The sequence below is a fragment of the Microcoleus sp. B4-C1 genome (assembly GCF_036705285.1).
Taxonomy (GTDB): Bacteria; Cyanobacteriota; Cyanobacteriia; order Cyanobacteriales; family Microcoleaceae; genus Microcoleus.
The window spans coordinates 1-16,228 of record NZ_JAUBUC010000063.1 but is presented as its reverse complement, the minus strand read 5'-3'; the positions used below and the strand labels follow the sequence as shown (position 1 = coordinate 16,228).

General features: G+C 45.5%; 19 protein-coding genes. 9 read left to right on the top strand and 10 right to left on the bottom strand.

Translation table 11 applies throughout. The features are described 5' to 3' along the window. Nucleotides 1-180: 180 nt before the first annotated feature. The 3 genes from QUB26_RS22435 to QUB26_RS22425 all read left to right on the top strand — a co-directional run bounded on the left by QUB26_RS22435 (nucleotide 181) and on the right by QUB26_RS22425 (nucleotide 3,205). Complete coding sequence (locus QUB26_RS22435; protein ID WP_333244927.1) at nucleotides 181-1,434, top strand: FAD-dependent oxidoreductase; 1,254 nt, start codon at nucleotides 181-183, stop codon at nucleotides 1,432-1,434. Nucleotides 1,435-1,560: 126 nt separating this feature from the next. Then, nucleotides 1,561-2,223, top strand: coding sequence for a DUF2834 domain-containing protein (locus tag QUB26_RS22430; RefSeq protein ID WP_333244929.1), 663 nt, complete (start codon nucleotides 1,561-1,563; stop codon nucleotides 2,221-2,223). 229 nt (nucleotides 2,224-2,452) lie between these two features. Further along, complete coding sequence (locus tag QUB26_RS22425; protein ID WP_333244932.1) at nucleotides 2,453-3,205, top strand: gamma-glutamyl-gamma-aminobutyrate hydrolase family protein; 753 nt, start codon at nucleotides 2,453-2,455, stop codon at nucleotides 3,203-3,205. Nucleotides 3,206-3,209: 4 nt separating this feature from the next. Here the strand turns inward: QUB26_RS22425 and QUB26_RS22420 are convergent, their stop codons facing one another. The 9 genes from QUB26_RS22420 to QUB26_RS22380 form a co-directional block, all read right to left on the bottom strand. After that, nucleotides 3,210-3,398, bottom strand: coding sequence for a CPXCG motif-containing cysteine-rich protein (locus QUB26_RS22420; RefSeq protein ID WP_006635525.1), 189 nt, complete (start codon nucleotides 3,396-3,398; stop codon nucleotides 3,210-3,212). Further along, nucleotides 3,382-3,843, bottom strand: coding sequence for an SRPBCC family protein (locus QUB26_RS22415; protein ID WP_333244935.1), 462 nt, complete (start codon nucleotides 3,841-3,843; stop codon nucleotides 3,382-3,384). Before QUB26_RS22415 ends, QUB26_RS22420 begins: the two co-directional genes overlap by 17 nt. Nucleotides 3,844-3,856: 13 nt before the next feature. Further along, on the bottom strand, nucleotides 3,857-4,210 hold the full coding sequence (locus QUB26_RS22410; RefSeq protein ID WP_333244937.1) for a transcriptional regulator: 354 nt from the start codon (nucleotides 4,208-4,210) through the stop codon (nucleotides 3,857-3,859). Nucleotides 4,211-4,214: 4 nt separating this feature from the next. Continuing rightward, entirely contained in the window at nucleotides 4,215-4,544 is a 330-nt protein-coding gene (locus QUB26_RS22405) for a type II toxin-antitoxin system RelE/ParE family toxin (protein ID WP_333244940.1), read from the bottom strand. 41 nt (nucleotides 4,545-4,585) lie between these two features. Continuing rightward, nucleotides 4,586-4,999 (bottom strand): transcriptional regulator, encoded by a 414-nt coding sequence (locus tag QUB26_RS22400; protein WP_333244942.1) that lies wholly within the window; start codon nucleotides 4,997-4,999, stop codon nucleotides 4,586-4,588. After that, the gene (locus QUB26_RS22395) at nucleotides 4,974-5,282 is read right to left on the bottom strand and encodes a type II toxin-antitoxin system HigB family toxin (RefSeq protein WP_333133871.1); all 309 of its coding nucleotides are present in this window, start codon (nucleotides 5,280-5,282) and stop codon (nucleotides 4,974-4,976) included. The genes QUB26_RS22400 and QUB26_RS22395 overlap by 26 nt, the downstream gene beginning before the upstream one ends. 22 nt (nucleotides 5,283-5,304) lie before the next feature. Then, the gene (locus QUB26_RS22390) at nucleotides 5,305-6,960 is read right to left on the bottom strand and encodes a radical SAM protein (RefSeq protein WP_333244945.1); all 1,656 of its coding nucleotides are present in this window, start codon (nucleotides 6,958-6,960) and stop codon (nucleotides 5,305-5,307) included. Nucleotides 6,961-7,533: 573 nt separating this feature from the next. Beyond that, on the bottom strand, nucleotides 7,534-8,046 hold the full coding sequence (gene lspA, locus QUB26_RS22385) for a signal peptidase II (protein ID WP_333319808.1): 513 nt from the start codon (nucleotides 8,044-8,046) through the stop codon (nucleotides 7,534-7,536). A gap of 198 nt (nucleotides 8,047-8,244) precedes the next feature. Further along, complete coding sequence (locus QUB26_RS22380; protein WP_333244950.1) at nucleotides 8,245-8,823, bottom strand: biotin transporter BioY; 579 nt, start codon at nucleotides 8,821-8,823, stop codon at nucleotides 8,245-8,247. A gap of 476 nt (nucleotides 8,824-9,299) precedes the next feature. Between QUB26_RS22380 and pstS the strand changes: the two genes are divergently transcribed. From pstS to pstB, 4 genes are all read left to right on the top strand, one after another. After that, the gene (gene pstS / locus QUB26_RS22375; RefSeq protein WP_333244954.1) at nucleotides 9,300-10,475 is read left to right on the top strand and encodes a phosphate ABC transporter substrate-binding protein PstS; all 1,176 of its coding nucleotides are present in this window, start codon (nucleotides 9,300-9,302) and stop codon (nucleotides 10,473-10,475) included. A gap of 325 nt (nucleotides 10,476-10,800) precedes the next feature. Further along, nucleotides 10,801-11,757, top strand: coding sequence for a phosphate ABC transporter permease subunit PstC (gene pstC / locus QUB26_RS22370; RefSeq protein WP_333244957.1), 957 nt, complete (start codon nucleotides 10,801-10,803; stop codon nucleotides 11,755-11,757). 34 nt (nucleotides 11,758-11,791) lie between these two features. After that, nucleotides 11,792-12,688 carry a phosphate ABC transporter permease PstA gene (gene pstA, locus QUB26_RS22365; RefSeq protein WP_333244960.1) on the top strand — a complete coding sequence of 299 codons (897 nt, stop codon included), beginning with the start codon at nucleotides 11,792-11,794 and terminating at the stop codon, nucleotides 12,686-12,688. A 137-nt stretch (nucleotides 12,689-12,825) separates the two neighbouring features. Next, a complete protein-coding gene (pstB, locus tag QUB26_RS22360; protein ID WP_333244973.1) occupies nucleotides 12,826-13,626 on the top strand; it encodes a phosphate ABC transporter ATP-binding protein PstB in 801 nt (266 codons plus the stop codon). Between the two features lie 231 nt (nucleotides 13,627-13,857). On the opposite strand, the gene QUB26_RS32090 is transcribed toward pstB, so the two are convergent. Further along, entirely contained in the window at nucleotides 13,858-14,121 is a 264-nt protein-coding gene (locus QUB26_RS32090) for an NblA/ycf18 family protein (protein ID WP_445242989.1), read from the bottom strand. A gap of 135 nt (nucleotides 14,122-14,256) precedes the next feature. Here QUB26_RS32090 and QUB26_RS22350 point away from each other — a divergent pair, with 135 nt between their 5' ends. Both QUB26_RS22350 and QUB26_RS22345 read left to right on the top strand, forming a co-directional pair. Further along, on the top strand, nucleotides 14,257-14,853 hold the full coding sequence (locus QUB26_RS22350; RefSeq protein ID WP_333319806.1) for a phycobiliprotein lyase: 597 nt from the start codon (nucleotides 14,257-14,259) through the stop codon (nucleotides 14,851-14,853). Between the two features lie 262 nt (nucleotides 14,854-15,115). Beyond that, on the top strand, nucleotides 15,116-15,874 hold the full coding sequence (locus QUB26_RS22345; protein WP_333244967.1) for a phycobilisome rod-core linker polypeptide: 759 nt from the start codon (nucleotides 15,116-15,118) through the stop codon (nucleotides 15,872-15,874). Nucleotides 15,875-16,228 lie beyond the last annotated feature (354 nt).

Here is a 16,228-nt window from a genome sequence, read left to right as displayed (position 1 = left end):
CTAGCCTAACAAGCCTTTATAACTTTGTCGAAGCTAACTTTACCCCAGAAATGGGAGTTTGGGGCAACCATTCCCCAAAAATCGGAGAGGTTGCATTAAATTCCCTCTCCGACCCCGAAAGGGGATTTAATTCAATGTAAAGCCGTCCTATAAGGACGGGGCTTCAGACCCAGTTTTTTGGTGAAACATTTAGTGTTAATTGGCGGCGGTCACAGTCATGCTATCGTATTAAAAATGTTCGGTATCAACCCGCTGCCGGGAGTGCGTTTGACTCTGATTAGCGACGTGCTGCACGCACCTTATTCGGGGATGCTGCCGGGACACGTTGCCGGGTTTTACGATTATGATGAATGTCACATCGATTTGCGATCGCTCGCGGAATTTGCCGGATGTCAAATATTAATCGATCGGGCGATCGCGATCGACCTTAACAAAAATTTAGTTATTTGTCAAACTCGGCCTCCGATTAATTTTGATGTGCTTTCTGTGGATATCGGCAGCACTCCTGCGACTTTATCTGTACCGGGTGCGGCAGAATATACAATTGCAGCTAAACCCGTACCGGAGTTTTTAACTAGCTGGAATCAGTTAATTTCCGAAAGGCAAAACCATCCCCAGAAACCGCTGCGAATTGCCATTGTGGGCGGCGGTGCAGGCGGCGTAGAATTAGCATTAAATATGCAGTTTCGATTGGGGAAGGAAGAAGGGTTCGGCAACAGATTGTGTAACGGATTTAACGGATTTAACGGATGGGGATTCAGGGAAGAGGCAAGGGGGAAAAAAGAAGAAGAACTAGAAATACATTTGTTGCACAGCGGTGCTGAATTAATGCCTGCACATAACCATCGAGTGCGTCGCCGCCTTCAAGAAATTCTCATACGTCGCGGCATTCAATTGCATTTAAAGGAAAAAGTTTGTGCTGTAAAAAAAATCGAGAGGGAAACCACTCTTCACTTCCCTACCAATTACCAAATTTCCTGTGAATCTGGTTTAAAATTAGAGTGCGATCGCATATTTTGGGTGACACAAGCATCGGCAGCCAATTGGATAAGAGAATCCGGTTTAGCAGCCGACTCAAACGGCTTTATGCAAGTCAACGATTGCCTGCAATCAGTCTCTCACCCCAATGTATTTGGGGCTGGCGATATCGCTGCGATGGTTAATTATCCGCGCCCCAAAGCAGGCGTGTTTGCCGTGCGTCAGGGCAAACCGCTGTTTGAAAATTTGCAGCAGTTTTTATTAGAAAAACCGCTGAAACCCTTTGCACCCCAGGAACAGTACCTAGGGTTAATTGGTACTGGGAATAAAAGGGCGATCGCATCTCGCGGATCTTTCATGTGGGAATCGGGGCTGCTGTGGTACTGGAAAGATTGGATCGATCGCCAATTTATGCAAAAATTTAGCAATCTACCCAAAACCCGCAATGCCAAATAGCAAGACATTCAAATATTCTCCTCTGTTCCTCTGCGTTCTCTGCGTCCTCTGCGGTAAAGAAAAAAAGTATTATTCAAAAACCCTTTAAGCTTGCTATAGTAATATCAGAAGTCAGAAAAACTAACTATGTTCATAAAAATTGGATTTGGGCTGCTTTGGATTGCATTTATCACCTACGCCTTTGTATTTGCACCACCCGACAGCCCAGAAAAAACCATCACACTAATTACCAATATTTCCACAGGCAAAATAGCAGACATCAACCCTTTAATTGTAGCGTTATTCAACCTCATGGGAGTCTGGCCGCTCATCTACAGTTGCGTCTTATTTGCTGACGGCAGGGGCCAGAAAATACCTGCATGGTTATTTGCCACTTTATCCTTTGGCGTCGGCGCCGTTGCCTTGCTGCCTTATTTAGCCCTGCGCGAACCTAATCCAGAATTTCCCGGTCAAAAAAATATCTTTTTAAAGATATTAGACTCCCGTTTTACTGGATTTTTCTTAACATTAGCTGCTGTTGGTTTAGTTGCCTTTGGCTTGACAAACGGCGATTGGTCTGATTTTATTGGGCAGTGGCAAACCAGCCGTTTTATCCATGTAATGAGTTTAGACTTTTGTATGCTTGGCCTACTATTTCCTGCCTTATTAGGAGACGATATGACCCGCCGAGGAATGCAGAGTTCTACAGCATTTTGGGCAGTAACATTAGTGCCGCTGTTCGGGCCGTTGGCTTATCTGTGTACGCGCAAACCGCTGCCGGAAACTAATACTAAAACTGTTACAAATTAGACAGCCGTGTAGGAAATTCTTAGTTTAATCTAGGAATCAATTACAATAAATCAGACAAGAAACAGGCAAGATGCCTGTTCCACAATAAGTAAGTTTATGGTGGGTGGGCTTCTAGCCGGCCCAAAGAAACAGGCAAGATGCCTGTTCCACAATGAGTAAATATTCTTGTGGGGTGGGCTTCTAGCCCGCCCGCACCTTCCACAATTAATTATCTCCCGCCCTGTAGCAAATGAAAAAATTTCCTATCGTTGGCATCACAACATACAACCGCTGTCCAGCAGGCGAATATCGCTTAAATGGAACTTATATTGATGCAGTTCAGGCGGCTGGTGGCATTCCGATTTTACTGCCGCCCAATCAATTAGATCCGGCTAGTATTTTGGATGCAGTAGATGGGTTGATTTTTTCCGGGGGCGGAGATATCAACCCAGAACTTTATGGCGGTTATGTCGATCGCACAGTTTACTCGGTTAATGCAGAACGCGACAATTTTGAATTAAGCTTAGCAAAGCTAGCTTTGAAGGCTGACATACCTGTGTTGGGGATTTGCCGGGGTATGCAAATCCTGAACGTAGCCAGCGGTGGCAGTTTGGTGATTCACGTACCCGATGCTTACGGAGACAAGGTTAATCACGGATCGGGAATTCCCCCGCGTGCGATCGAGCATACCATTGAAATTGAACCCAACAGTCGGCTAGCAAAAATTATGGGAAAAACTTCAACAACAGTTGTTTCCTGGCATCATCAAGCAGTGCGAAAGGTAACATCCGATTGGCGAATTGTAGCCGATGCACCTGACACTTTGGTAGAAGCAATGGAGCACTGCTATCACCCTTGGATGATAGCAATTCAATGGCACCCAGAAATGTCGCCAAACTGTTCGGTAAACTCTCGAATTTTTCAGGCCTTCGTAGAAGCAGCCGCTTCAAGATTTATGAATTCTACCAAGTCAGCATCAAAGGCAATTCCGACCTTTTTATAGTCACTTATTCTTGATAGTCAGTATCTATTTCAATATCCAGGGTATCTTCATCTATTCTGACATAAAGAACATTCGGGCGACAGCAAACCTGACAATCTTCGATATAAGATTGTTCCATACCACCGCTGATATCAACAAAAGTTGTACTCGGTTCGCCGCAGAAAGCACAGTAATATTCAGCCGTTGTTTGCATTTTTCTCGCACTCTCTTTTTGTGACTTCGTGGCGGTAGCGAAACATATCTGTTAACCGCATTTCCACCCACCAACCTAACAACAAATCGACAATTGGGCCGCCCGGTATCGAAAATGCGATCGCATCTGTTAATCTAGTTTTGCCATTTTCTGAGGTAAACTCGTGTCGGTGAGTCCAACTTGCCATCGGCCCCTCAGTTTGTTCATCAACAAACAAGCGATATTGTTCGCACTGAGTGTGAGTCGCCACCCATTTTACAGGAATCGGCCCCAATAACAGGCGAAATTCTGATACAGCACCCACATCAAGTCCCCCTTCGCGGCGAATGATTTTCACCGGTTGCCAAGGCGGAGTCAAAAGTTGCAGAATGTCGGGCCTTTCGTGAAAGTTCCATACTGCTTCAACGGTGGCATTAATTAAGGAGGAATATCGAAAATTAGGCATTTTCTAGATTCAGTTAAACAGTTATTTGCGATCGCGTTTCCGCATTTGCAGTATTATCCTCTGTCTCAGTAGAAACAGCAACTGTTAGTTTCAATCCCAAAGCATTCAGCCAAGTGCCCAGATTATAAATCGCATCACTTCCTTGCTGCGACAGCAATTCATCCAGTTTTTTTAAGTGCAATTCATATTGTTCAGGAGTCATTTTTGGTTGACCGAGAGCTTCTGCTACATCGCTGAGAGCTCGTTTTAGCAGTTCAGCTTCCGGCTCTTCCTCCTCTAATGTCGCCGTTATATAGGCGGCTGACAATGCCGGGTTTTTTCTCAGAGATTCAATCAAAAACGGATGATAAGGTAGGCTTTTAGGCATTGTCTTAACTCCTATAATCTGTCCAGTATTCTTTAGCTTGGCGGATATCTCTGTCTTGAGTGCTTTTATCGCCTCCGCAGATGAGAATCACAATTGTCATTGCTATTTGTCCAAAATAGATTCGGTAGCCTGGCCCATAATTGATTTTGAGTTCGCATACGCCTTCCCCCACGGAGCGATAGTCTCCTAAATTACCATCAGCAATTCGGTTAAGCCTAGATATAATCTTGGCTTGAGCATTGATATCTCTCAGCGAATCAAACCACTGATCGAAAGGCACTTTGTTATCTGGCGTAGTATAACGCTGAATGTCTTTCGGTTGGACTTCGGGCATAATTATATTATAGTGCGTCACTCATCCCAGTATCCTGGCAATTAATTATACTCAAGAAATGCCACAGGGGAAAGATGGAAAAACTTAGCTAACTTGTGAATTTGACCCGCCGTCAGTTCCCGCTTTCCATTCATCACCTCAGATACCCAAGACTCGGATTCAAAAATATCAACCAAATCTTTTTCTTGAATATTGTCTTCAACCATCAATGCTTTCAGTAGTGCGATACCTTTCAAGACTGGCATTGGCTCATGTTTTTGTTCGTAATCATAAACAAGACTACCCAACACGTTTAAGTAATCCCGATCGTCCTGCGTGAGATTTCTCCGACTCACAATAGAATCAATCCGATTTTGTGTAGCGATTAACTCAGCTTCACAAGTAATGGGACGCGGTGGAAAAGTTGTGATTATCTCAATATAGTAGCTACTAGGAGTTTTCAAACCAGTCGTCATTTTTCCAGTTCTCCTTATTATATTCTGCATGAGTTAAAACACAGCGGACAAACACTATCTGGTATTCATAATCGATAAAAGCAATTAACCGATAGTTATTGCCACCAATATTAAATACCGTAAAGTTACCTACTAAGTCAGCCGAAGGAAATACTTTACGAATATCTACTAAACTTTGCCATTCAGCATCACAACTACGCTGATACCATAGCAACAGACTTGTTTCAGCATTGGGGTGTGTTTCCCAAAATTCTTTTAGTCGTTTTCGGCTAATGACACGCATGAGACTATTATAATCTAATTTACTAAACGCGACTTAGTGAATTCTCACATTCTTGATTTGGCTGTCGTGTTGTATGAGTCATCGCCTCAGCCAAATGCTTCTTCAAAGTCGCCTCCGGTAGCGGCCCTTTTAAATGACTCCAAGGCAAAACCTGATCCAATTCCCACTCTTGAAAAACATAAAAATCCATCTCCGGCAACTGTCCCCGCAACTCCTTAAATGCTCGCCGATAACTGCCCAAAGTATCGCCGTAATGCCGCACTAATTCCAACAGCCGAGACAACCGCCGATCGCCCTTTGACAACAAACCCTGAATCACAGACCAGTTATAGCTTTCAGGTCTAAATTCTAAACCCAACTTCCGCAATTCTTTATCTAAAAACTTCAGCCTCTTCTCCGCATCTTTATTCACTCCAAACCACTGAAAAGGAGTGTGAGATTTCGGGACAAAAGTGCTGCATCCCAGAGTCAACCGCAAACCGGGAACAGCTTTTCTAATCGCCCGCATCATCGCCACCGTTTCCTCTAAATCCTCCATTTCTTCGCCGGGAATTCCCGCCATCCCGTAAAGTTTAATTCCCTTTAATCCGCCAGCCTTAGCATTGATAGCAGCTTGAATAATTTCGTCATTTGTGAGTTTTTTGTTAACGATTTTGCGGAGGCGATCGCTCCCGCTTTCCACGGCAATCGTCACAGATTTGCTGTCTCTGTTGGTCAATATTTCTGCTAGCTTAACTGTCACCGTATTCGTCCTTACCGAAGAAAGACTCAACCGCACGCCGTCGTATTTCGGATGATTCAAATGATCCAGCAACGCTTCAAATTCCGGGTGCTGAGTCACCGAAGCACCCAACAAACCCAAACGATTAGTTACAGCTAAACCCCGATCGATCGCCGGAATTAACGAATCCTCCAAACTCGCAGTTCTAAACGGCAAAGTCAGATAACTTGCCAAACAAAAACGGCACATTTCTGGACAACTACGAACCACTTCCACCATGTAAATATTTTCCCAAGCAGCTTTTTCTGTCACCACAGTGGAAGCAGATAAAGTATTGCCGCGGTACGTCTGTTTTTCAACCATACTGGGAATTCCCGAATCGACAGGCTGAATCGATTTAATCCCCTCAGCCGCATCCAGATAAGTTACTTCGTACAAACTGGGGACGTAAACTCCCGGAACTTGGGCTAAATGCCGCAATTTAGTTTGTCTGTCGGCGCTACGGACTTCTTTATAAGCATCAATAAAATTGTCAATGAGATGTTCGCCATCTCCCAGCAAAATCACATCAAAAAAATCGGCAAAAGGTTCTGGATTCGCAGTAAAAACCGGGCCACCCCCGAAGACTATCGGATGATTATCAGTTCGTTTTGACGCCCAAATCGGAATTTCTAGAGATTCCAATAAATTGAGAATATTTACATAGTCTAGTTCCCAAGACAGCGAAAATCCCAGTAATTCTGGATGTCGGGGAAGTTGTTCGCGGATATCTGTAAATAAGCGGCCCACTTCAATATCCGATCGCACAGCCAAAGTGGCCCACACTATCTGATAGCCGAGACTGGTAATACCCACCGTGTACTCGTTGGGAAAAGCAAAAATAGTCGGGATAGCATCAGCATCGGGGGTTGCTGGGGCAAATAGTAAGCGTTCTTGGGCAAATGGATTAGGATTCATCCGATTTTAGATTTTAGATTTTAGATTTTAGATTAAGCTGTTGTGCATTTAAATAGAATGTCAAAAAACAATCTAATTCTTGTGGGGTGGGCGTCTCGCCCGCCCTGAATATGCAATTTAAATGCGTGACAGCTTAGGGAATTTATCCCACGGATAAATCCGGGAGTTTGTGACCAAATTGCTTTTGATCGCGGGCAAGTTTAGCCTTAGCAATAAAAAATCTAATTATAGCTCATAAATGACTCTAACCTGAAGTTGACACCTGTACCTTCTGGTAACAGACAACTGACAAATGACCGAAAACAATTGGTTGCGAGGCCGCCGGATTCATCAGCGGATAAGGAATGAGAATCAAATAACTTCCACTCTTGAAAGTGGGATGGGCGTCCCGCCCGTCCTTTTTGGACGGGCGGGGCGCCCATCCCACAAGAACAATTAAAATTGTAAGTTATTTAATTCGCGAGCCTAAGCAAAAAAAGCTCGGCATCCCATAAACCTGAGAACGGTACAGCCCGTGGGTGGTTAATCGAAAATCGAAAATCGAAAATCGAAAATCGATTGACTTGCCCAAAGTTAGTCTGAAATAGAATCGCGATCGTCCTGACTTTTCGGAGTCGGCGGTGCACTGTGAAAAGTTGCAATCAGCAAACAGATAATCCCAGCATTAATAAACACATCGGCTAGATTAAATACGGGGAACCGAATGAGCCGAAAATCGATAAAATCTACAACATGGCCCGAAACAAATCGATCGATCCCATTCCCTAGTGCTCCCCCCAAAATCAAACCGTATCCAGCTTGTTCCCAGCGGTTTATTCGCGGCCCGAACCAAGCCAGCACCATCAATCCCACACTAACGCCCAATGACAGCCACCGCAACCAAATCGCCCCGCCATTGCTGAACAGACTAAAAGCCGCACCGGTATTAACAACATAAGTGAAGTGAAACACTCCGGGTAACAGCGGCTGCGTCTGGGGAGGAACCGTCAAATCAAAATTTTGTACCACCCAAAACTTAGTCAGGTGGTCTAAAACTAAACTGATAACAGCAGCAACCCAGAACAAGGGATTTCTTTTAAAACGCATGAATTAAGCAATAGAAAATGGGGCATCGGGCATGAGAGAATTTACTCCAATCTCACGTGTCATTATGAGCAGAATGCAGTGCAGGAAAGCAATCCCAGCCGCAGCGCGATGACTCTCTCGTTGGGCAATGTATAGTATAACCTTATTTGACACAACAACCAATCCCCGATTACCAATTCCCAATTCCCAATTACCCAATCAATAAAACATCAAGCGGCGCAAAGTAAATGACAACACTGCGATCGCACAAACTACCGCCAATTGTCCCGGCAGAGGATAAACCGAATATTTAAGAATCTCATCAAATAAAGGTGTTTTTTTTGCCGGAGGCAGCAAGTAAGTAAAAATTAGATAAATTAAGCCGATCGCGTGAACAGTGAACAAACCACACAAACAGCTAAAAGCCATAGATTCCAGTCGCGAAGCTACCTTAAAAGCCACCCAGCCACACACCCAAGCACCAGGAACAAAACCCAGCAAATACCCAAAACTCGCTTCTTTGAGATAGCCAATGCCGCCGCCTTGAGAAAAAACTGGCCACAAAGTTAATCCTAATGCCAAATAGGCAATTTGCGAGAGAGCCGCAGCATTTTTCCCCCCCATGCAGCCTACTAGCAAGACGGCGCCAATTTGATAGGTAACACCTAAAGAGTAGGCCTGAAGTCCTCGATCGTCCCACAACCCAATGGGAATTGTGACAGATGCAGGCAAAAAAGTGCCTCCTATCGTCAGGAGCAAACCAATAACAGCCCAGATTAATTCAATAGGAGCAGGCATTATAGCAGAAGAAAGAAGGAAGACCGAAGTTGCAATCGACCGTTTATGTTTGTGCAATTAAGAACGTCCTAACCGTCAGGGCGGTTGCTATATCATCAAACGGCATTCGTCAGAATGTATTTGTCAGATGCAAGCTTCTATGCCCGCAGCTTTTAAATCCTTAATACTAGCACTACTGTCAAAATAACCACCATTGTATGGTTTTCTGGCTCTCAAGCCTCGATCTTGTGATAATTTAATGGGGAATTTTTCGCGATCCTCTTCGAGGGCTTCGCTAACGGGCGATCGACTGGTTTCCGTACAAATCTATCTTGCCTATATCTCATGAAATCACAATTGTCAAGATCATCTCTTAATTAATAATATTAATTAATATTAAATTGCCATTAAATGTAAAGATTCTTAACCCAAGCTTTACTTTTGCGCGCTATGCTGATGCGGGACACCCATATAACGATCGCAGCTTTTGTATACCTATGCTTTTTCGTCTTAACTTGATTAATCCAAACCGTCTGACTACTGCAATTTCCGGTATGGCGATCGCCCTCAGTGTAGCAGCTTGCAGCAGCCCAAGCACAACAACAGGCAGCAGCCCCAGCCCCGGCGACACCGCAGCTAGCCCCGTTGCAGCCACCGGCACAGCACCAAACACCAAACTCGCCCTAGCCTCAAACTTAGCCCTGACGGGTGCCGGCGCGTCATTTCCAGCACCCCTGTACCAGCGCTGGTTTCAAGATTTCAACACAGCCAATCCCAAATTACAGATCAATTATCAATCAGTAGGCAGCGGCGCCGGAGTCGAACAGTTTACCAAAGGTACGGTAGACTTTGGAGCCAGCGACACCGCCATGAGTGACGAGGAAATTGGGAAGGTGCCCGCCGACAGAGGCGTGCTCTTGCTGCCGATGTCGGCTGGTAGTATCGTGATCGCCTACAACCTGCCAGACGTACCCGAACTGAAGTTGCCAAGAGCCGTTTACACAGATATCTTCTTGGGGAACATCACCAAGTGGAACGACCCCAAAATTGCAGCAGCTAACCCGGGTGCTAAACTGCCCGACCAAAATATCACAGTTGTACACCGTTCTGACGGCAGTGGTACGACAGACGTATTCACAAAACACCTCAGCGCCATCAGTCCAGAATGGAAAGAAAAAGTAGGGGAAGGCAAGACAGTAGAGTGGCCTTCTGCCGGTAAGATTGGTGGCAAGGGGAATGAAGGTGTGACAGCTTCTATTCAACAAACCGTTGGCGCTATAGGCTACATTGAGTACGGCTACGCAAAGAACAACAATATCAAGTTTGCGGCCCTGGAGAATAAAGCCGGCAATTTTGTAGTCTACAACGACGCAGCGGGGGCCAAAACCCTTGAAGCAGTGGTACTACCGGAGAATCTCCGGGCGTTCATTCCCGATCCGGAAGGGGCAGAGTCCTATCCTATTGTTAGCTACACTTGGATGCTCATCCCCAAAACAGTTGCTGACCCCAACAAAGCCAAATCAATCGAAGCTATGATTGAATACGGCTTGAATGAAGGTCAAAAGGTCAGCCCTGAATTGGGCTACGTTCCTCTGCCCCAAAACGTTAAAGAAAAAGTAGCAGCGGCCGCCGACGGCATCAGCCCCGACTACAAAATTGAGGTTGCCAAATAGTAATTGTTGACTGTTGACTGTTGACTGTTGACTGTTGGAAAAAAGGGGAAAGAAAAAAGCAAGAGAGATATTTGTGTAGGGGCGGGTTCACCGACAATAATTGCCTAAAATCAATAATCCGATCGACCCGCCCCACCCAACGGTAAATCGCCATTTACCTCTTTCAAAATACAATGGTCAGGTTTTACCAAAAATAATTGTTGAAAAGTCAGGGGATTAATAAACCCGCCCCTCTTTGATTTTATTTATGGTCTTTCTTTCTGCTTCCTTCTAGCTTTTTCCGAAACAGACTATTTTCCGCTACTATATATTTGGTTTTTTTTCTATGATTTCAGACAATCACAGCGCTCAATCACAGAGCAGATCGCGCTCTGGGGCAGAAAAGTCTTTAGACGAAGGCTTTATCTGGCTGACTCGGATTTTGGGTATAGGAGTTGGTGTAATATTGCTGCTAATCGCGCTCACCGTTGCTTACAGGGCTTTACCGGCGATTCAACAGTACGGTTTGGGATTTCTATTTGGCAGTAGCTGGAATCCGGTTAAGGAAGAGTACGGTGCGCTGCCAATGATTTACGGGACGATCGTCAGTTCGGCGATCGCGCTCCTAATTGCTGTACCATTAGGAGTAGGGACTGCCATCTTCTTAAGTGAAGATTTTTTGCCGCTGCCAGTGCGTACAGCTTTAGTTTTTTTAGTAGAACTTTTAGCCGCCATTCCCAGCGTAGTCTACGGTTTGTGGGGAATTGCTGTATTGATTCCCCTGATTACCACTCTCGGCAGGTTTCTCAACAGCACTTTCGGATGGCTGCCGATTTTTAGCACCCCGCCAGTGGGCCCGGGAATGTTACCAGCCGGAGTAATTTTGGGAGTCATGACTTTGCCCATTATTACTGCTATCTCCCGCGACTCTTTGGCAAGTCTCCCGCCCGAATTACGGCAAGCATCTCTGGGTTTAGGAGCTACTCGCTGGACAACAATTTTTAGAGTGCTCGTACCGGCGGCTTTTTCCGGCATTGTCGGCGGAATTATGCTTGGGCTCGGTCGCGCTATGGGAGAAACAATGGCTGCAACTCTGTTAATTGGCAATTCCAATCAGTTAAGTCTTTCTGTGCTAGCTCCAGCAAATACTATTGCTTCTTTGATGGCAAATCAATTTGCGGAAGCTTCGGGATTGCAAGTAGCAGCTCTGATGTACACGGGCCTAATTCTGTTTATTCTGACACTGATTGTTAATATTTTGGCAGAGTGGATTGTTTCTCAAGTCAGAGCGAAGTACAACTAAAAGTTGGCCGCAGTTTCCCATACAGTGTTGATTTATGTCAAATATCTCATCGGAAGATCACAATCCTTATGCCTCGAATACAGGCAGTTTGAAGAAGGTTAAAGGCACTCCGCAATCGCTGTTCAATATCGCGATGACGGGACTAGCAGGAGCCTGTTTGGCAATTAGTCTTTTGCCTTTGTTTGCAGTGCTTTCTTACGTCATCGTTCAAGGTTTCAATCGCCTGAATCTAGACTTGTTTACCAAGCTGCCACCGGCGCCCGGACTATCGGGAGGCGGTATTGCTAATGCAATTGTCGGTACATTGATGACGGTGGGAATTGCTTCTTTAATTGCTGTTCCTTTTGGTGTATTGGCAGCCGTTTATTTATCGGAATTCAGCAGCGGCCAAATCGCTCGCTGGGTGCGGTTTGCTACTAACGTCCTCAGCGGCGTTCCTTCGATTATTGCAGGGGTGTTTGCCTACGGTTTGTTCGTGGTAAATATGGGAGGTTTTTCGGCAATTGCAGGGGGTGCGGCGCTAGCTGTGCTGATGTTGCCGACGATTGTGCGGACTACTGACGAAGCTCTACAAATCGTCCCGCAAGATATTAGATGGGCGTCGGTTGGTGTGGGTGCTTCTAATTATCAGACGGTATTGCAGGTGGTTTTGCCTGCGGCAATTCCGGCTATTTTAACGGGCGTGACGCTGGCAATTGCTCGCGCTGCTGGAGAAACTGCTCCTTTGATTTTTACGGCGCTGAATTCGCCTTTTTGGCCGGCTGGATTTGATAAGCCAACTCCGAGTCTTTCGGTTTTGGTGTACAACTTTGCAACGGTTCCTTTTAAGGCACAGAAAGAATTGGCCTGGGCGGCATCTTTGATTTTGGTGATTATGGTTTTGCTGACGAGTATTCTTTCTCGCTGGGCTACTCGCCAAAAAGTTTATTGAAGGAAGAAGGGCACGACACGGATTTGGACACCGATACACGGATGAATTTAACTGTTTTTCCTTTCGTCTCCTACTTTCTGTGTCTCCCAGTCTCGCCTTCTTGTTATTTTGTAAAATTCGATTGGATAATTAGCTGTATGATGATGGATTTAGACCAGCAAACGGAAACAATTTTACGGACAGAAAATATCAATATTTTTTACGGCGCTTTTCACGCGGTTAAAAATGTTTGTATGGAGATTCCTAAAAATCGCATTACTGCTTTGATTGGGCCGTCTGGCTGCGGTAAAAGTACAATTCTGCGATGTTTTAACCGCCTCAACGATTTAGTTAACGGTTTTCGTTTAGAGGGTAGAATTGATTACTACGATCAAAATCTTTACGCTCCTGATATTGATGCTGTAGAGGTGCGCCGCAAGATTGGGATGGTATTCCAAAAGCCGAATCCTTTCCCGAAGTCGATTTATGACAATATTGCTTACGGTGCGAGGGTAAACAATTATAAGGGGGATATGGATGAGCTGGTGGAAAAATCGCTCCGCCAAGCTTATTTGTGGGATGAAGTGAAGGATAAGTTGAAGCAAAGCGGTTTTTCTCTTTCGGGTGGCCAGCAGCAGCGTTTGTGTATTGCTAGGGCGATCGCGATTAATCCTGATGTAGTGTTAATGGATGAACCTTGCGCTTCTCTTGACCCGATTTCTACGATTAAGATTGAGGAGTTGATGCGGGAACTTAAGGAGAAGTATACGATTGTGATCGTTACTCACAATATGCAGCAGGCTTCTAGGGTTTCTGACCTGACTGCTTTTTTCAATGCTAAACTTTCTGACGATGGGAAGCGGTTTGGCTATCTTGTGGAGTGTGACAAGACTGAGATAATTTTCCAAAGTCCGAAAGAAGAGTCTACTTTAGATTATGTCAGCGGTCGTTTTGGTTGAGTCCCCGACAGGTTGAAACCTGTCGCTACACAAACGAAGTTTGTTTCTAAGAGATTAAAAATATTTAATTTGCTGAGTCTGGTAGCGACAAAAAAAACTGCGTAAAACTTTCCTGAATTGAGAATCCCGCTTTCTTGGAGAAAGCGGGATTCTGCGTTTTATGATTAAAAGCTCGATCGTACTTTTTGCAGATACAAGCCACTGATTGTTGTGAAGAAATGCTCGAAGAGTTCACATATTCTTCATCCAATGCTTGAACAGGTTTTCTTTGACCATACTTTGCCGCATAACTTCGAGCAAGTATTCCTGAGCTTGGTCTTGGCTTAACCTTTTGACTTCTTCGCGCAGCACTTGAAGTTTGAACTGCTGTTCCATGCTGAGGTTGGTTGTAGGCATATCCATAAATCGCTCCTCCAGTTTGCTGAGATTAATGCGAAATTGATCGGAATGACCTTTCGCAGGATTTGTTGTGTCTCCTACATTGTAAACTATCATAACATTCCCTTGACAATATGTCCAAAGTAGACATTTTGAAACTAATTTGTGTCGCAAAAGTACATCAAAGTGAGGGGAGCCTTATCATAAAAAGGCGTAAAGACAGGGAAGCCTAAGCCAAAGGAGCTAGTTCGTATGGATGCCATGGAGTTTTTTCAAAGCAGTGCTGGGGAGTGGCGTTCTCAGCGCAGCACTCACCACCTCGCTTTCCGCCAAGCGGAGATTGGGGATTCAAATATTCAGGTAACGGCGCTGGGTGCGGATGACGCGCGAGTCGCCGATATTTGCAAGATGCACGAAGTCGATCCGAGCCGGGCTGCTGGGGGGGCTTTTGTGACTTGGCACGGCTCGATGGCGTGGGATAAGGATGATGAGAATCATAAAGGGTCTACGGTGTTCGCGATCGTCCCCGATCCTGAAAATCCCCGGCAGGGCTTGATGTTGCGCGAACGGGGCTATGCGGAAATTGTGCCGGTGGCTGGCCGTTTTGAGATGGATGAAGAGGATGGGCTGCTGCTGATTACGGAATACGAGACGATGAGTTCGATCGAGCGTTTTTGGTTTGCTAATCCGAACGTGCGGATGCGGACAAGTACCGTAAAGCGCTTTGGCGGTTTCAGCACATCGACTTTTTGTACCGAAATTCGGGTGCAACCAGACTCGGATGCAACATCAGAAGCAGCCGCCGATCAAGTGGCCGGCAGCGAGTTTTATTCGGCTCTGGGTTGGTAATTTATTTGACTGTGAACGGTTGACTGTTTATGGTTGACTGTTTACGGTTGACTAAAATCTGCCAACTGCCAACTGCCCACTGCCAACTGCCAACTGCCCACTGACAACAGTCAACAAATGTTACAGATTGTTGCAAAAATTCAGGAAAATCAGATTTAGATTGCGGGAATCCCCTAATCTGTATGTTGGTTAGTTGTATCCGTTTTGCTGGCAGCTCACGGTGTCAACTATTTCTGAAATTTGAGATAACGGAGATTTTAACGTGGCGCTTCCTTTATTAAGCTACGCCCCCAAGAGCCAAAACCAGCGCGTTGCTGGTTATGAAGTGGGCGGCGACGAGCAGCCGAGAATTTTCACAACTGAAAATGTGCTCTCGTCTGGAGACATGGAAAATTTGATTTGGGCTGGATATCGCCAGATTTACAGCGAACACCAAATCCTCAAGAGCAACCGCCAAAAGTCTTTGGAGTCGCAACTCAAGTTCGGCCAAATTACTGTGCGGGACTTTATTCGCGGTTTGGCGACTTCTTCTCCTTTCTTGGAGCGGAATTATCAAACTAACAGCAATTACCGATTTGTAGAAATGTGCGTGCAGCGCATTTTGGGTCGGGATGTGTACAGCGAGCGCGAAAAGATTGCTTGGTCGATCGTCGTAGCCAATAAGGGGCCTCAAGGCTTTATTGACGAGTTGGTCAATAGCGAAGAGTACCTGGATAAGTTCGGTTATGACACAATACCTTACCAGCAGCGCCGAATTTTGCCTCAGCGAGTTGGAGGAGACACTCCTTTCAACTTGAAGACGCCCCGCTACAGCGAATACCACCGTTCGCAGCTTGGCTTCCCGCAAATCATCTGGCAAACAAGTGTCCGCCGTTTTGTTCCTCAAGAACAGCAGCCGAAAGCTGGCGATCCGTCGAACTATTTGGGTATGGCGCGCAATATGCCCATGCCTGCTACTCCGCCCCAGCGCGTGCCTCTGGCTAATATCAATATCGACACGATGGTTCCCCGTCGCCGGTAATTGATGCTGCCCTGATGCGATTATTTGTGTCGGGCGATCGACTGAATCGATCGGCTTTTAGGCTGAGAGAGTTTTGAGTCTTGAGTTTTGAGGTTTGAGTTTTTTGATAAACTTGGAATCCAAAACTCAGGGCTCATAATTTTTGGGGAAAAAAGGAAGTTCGGCAACGAGCAATCTACAGGATTTAACCGATAAATATTAGACTTGAATTGAAGCTATTCTTTGCTCTCCTATCTTGAAATGTATCTGCGTTCCTCTGCGTGCATCTGCCTTCATCGGATCGCGAATTAAATAACTTACAATTTTAATTGTTATTGTGGGATGGGCGTCCCGCCCGTCCTTTTTGGACGGGCG

Excerpts from the sequence above, each read along its gene's own strand:
- QUB26_RS22430 (WP_333244929.1), top strand. The coding sequence starts at position 1,561 with ATGTTCATAAAAATTGGATTTGGGCTGCTTTGGATTGCATTTATCACC.
- QUB26_RS22425 (WP_333244932.1), top strand. The coding sequence starts at position 2,453 with ATGAAAAAATTTCCTATCGTTGGCATCACAACATACAACCGCTGTCCA.
- QUB26_RS22420 (WP_006635525.1), bottom strand. The coding sequence starts at position 3,398 with ATGCAAACAACGGCTGAATATTACTGTGCTTTCTGCGGCGAACCGAGT.
- QUB26_RS22415 (WP_333244935.1), bottom strand. The coding sequence starts at position 3,843 with ATGCCTAATTTTCGATATTCCTCCTTAATTAATGCCACCGTTGAAGCA.
- QUB26_RS22410 (WP_333244937.1), bottom strand. The coding sequence starts at position 4,210 with ATGCCTAAAAGCCTACCTTATCATCCGTTTTTGATTGAATCTCTGAGA.
- QUB26_RS22405 (WP_333244940.1), bottom strand. The coding sequence starts at position 4,544 with ATGCCCGAAGTCCAACCGAAAGACATTCAGCGTTATACTACGCCAGAT.
- QUB26_RS22400 (WP_333244942.1), bottom strand. The coding sequence starts at position 4,999 with ATGACGACTGGTTTGAAAACTCCTAGTAGCTACTATATTGAGATAATC.
- QUB26_RS22395 (WP_333133871.1), bottom strand. The coding sequence starts at position 5,282 with ATGCGTGTCATTAGCCGAAAACGACTAAAAGAATTTTGGGAAACACAC.
- QUB26_RS22390 (WP_333244945.1), bottom strand. The coding sequence starts at position 6,960 with ATGAATCCTAATCCATTTGCCCAAGAACGCTTACTATTTGCCCCAGCA.
- lspA (WP_333319808.1), bottom strand. The coding sequence starts at position 8,046 with ATGCGTTTTAAAAGAAATCCCTTGTTCTGGGTTGCTGCTGTTATCAGT.
- QUB26_RS22380 (WP_333244950.1), bottom strand. The coding sequence starts at position 8,823 with ATGCCTGCTCCTATTGAATTAATCTGGGCTGTTATTGGTTTGCTCCTG.
- pstS (WP_333244954.1), top strand. The coding sequence starts at position 9,300 with ATGCTTTTTCGTCTTAACTTGATTAATCCAAACCGTCTGACTACTGCA.
- pstC (WP_333244957.1), top strand. The coding sequence starts at position 10,801 with ATGATTTCAGACAATCACAGCGCTCAATCACAGAGCAGATCGCGCTCT.
- pstA (WP_333244960.1), top strand. The coding sequence starts at position 11,792 with ATGTCAAATATCTCATCGGAAGATCACAATCCTTATGCCTCGAATACA.
- pstB (WP_333244973.1), top strand. The coding sequence starts at position 12,826 with ATGATGATGGATTTAGACCAGCAAACGGAAACAATTTTACGGACAGAA.
- QUB26_RS32090 (WP_445242989.1), bottom strand. The coding sequence starts at position 14,121 with ATGATAGTTTACAATGTAGGAGACACAACAAATCCTGCGAAAGGTCAT.
- QUB26_RS22350 (WP_333319806.1), top strand. The coding sequence starts at position 14,257 with ATGGATGCCATGGAGTTTTTTCAAAGCAGTGCTGGGGAGTGGCGTTCT.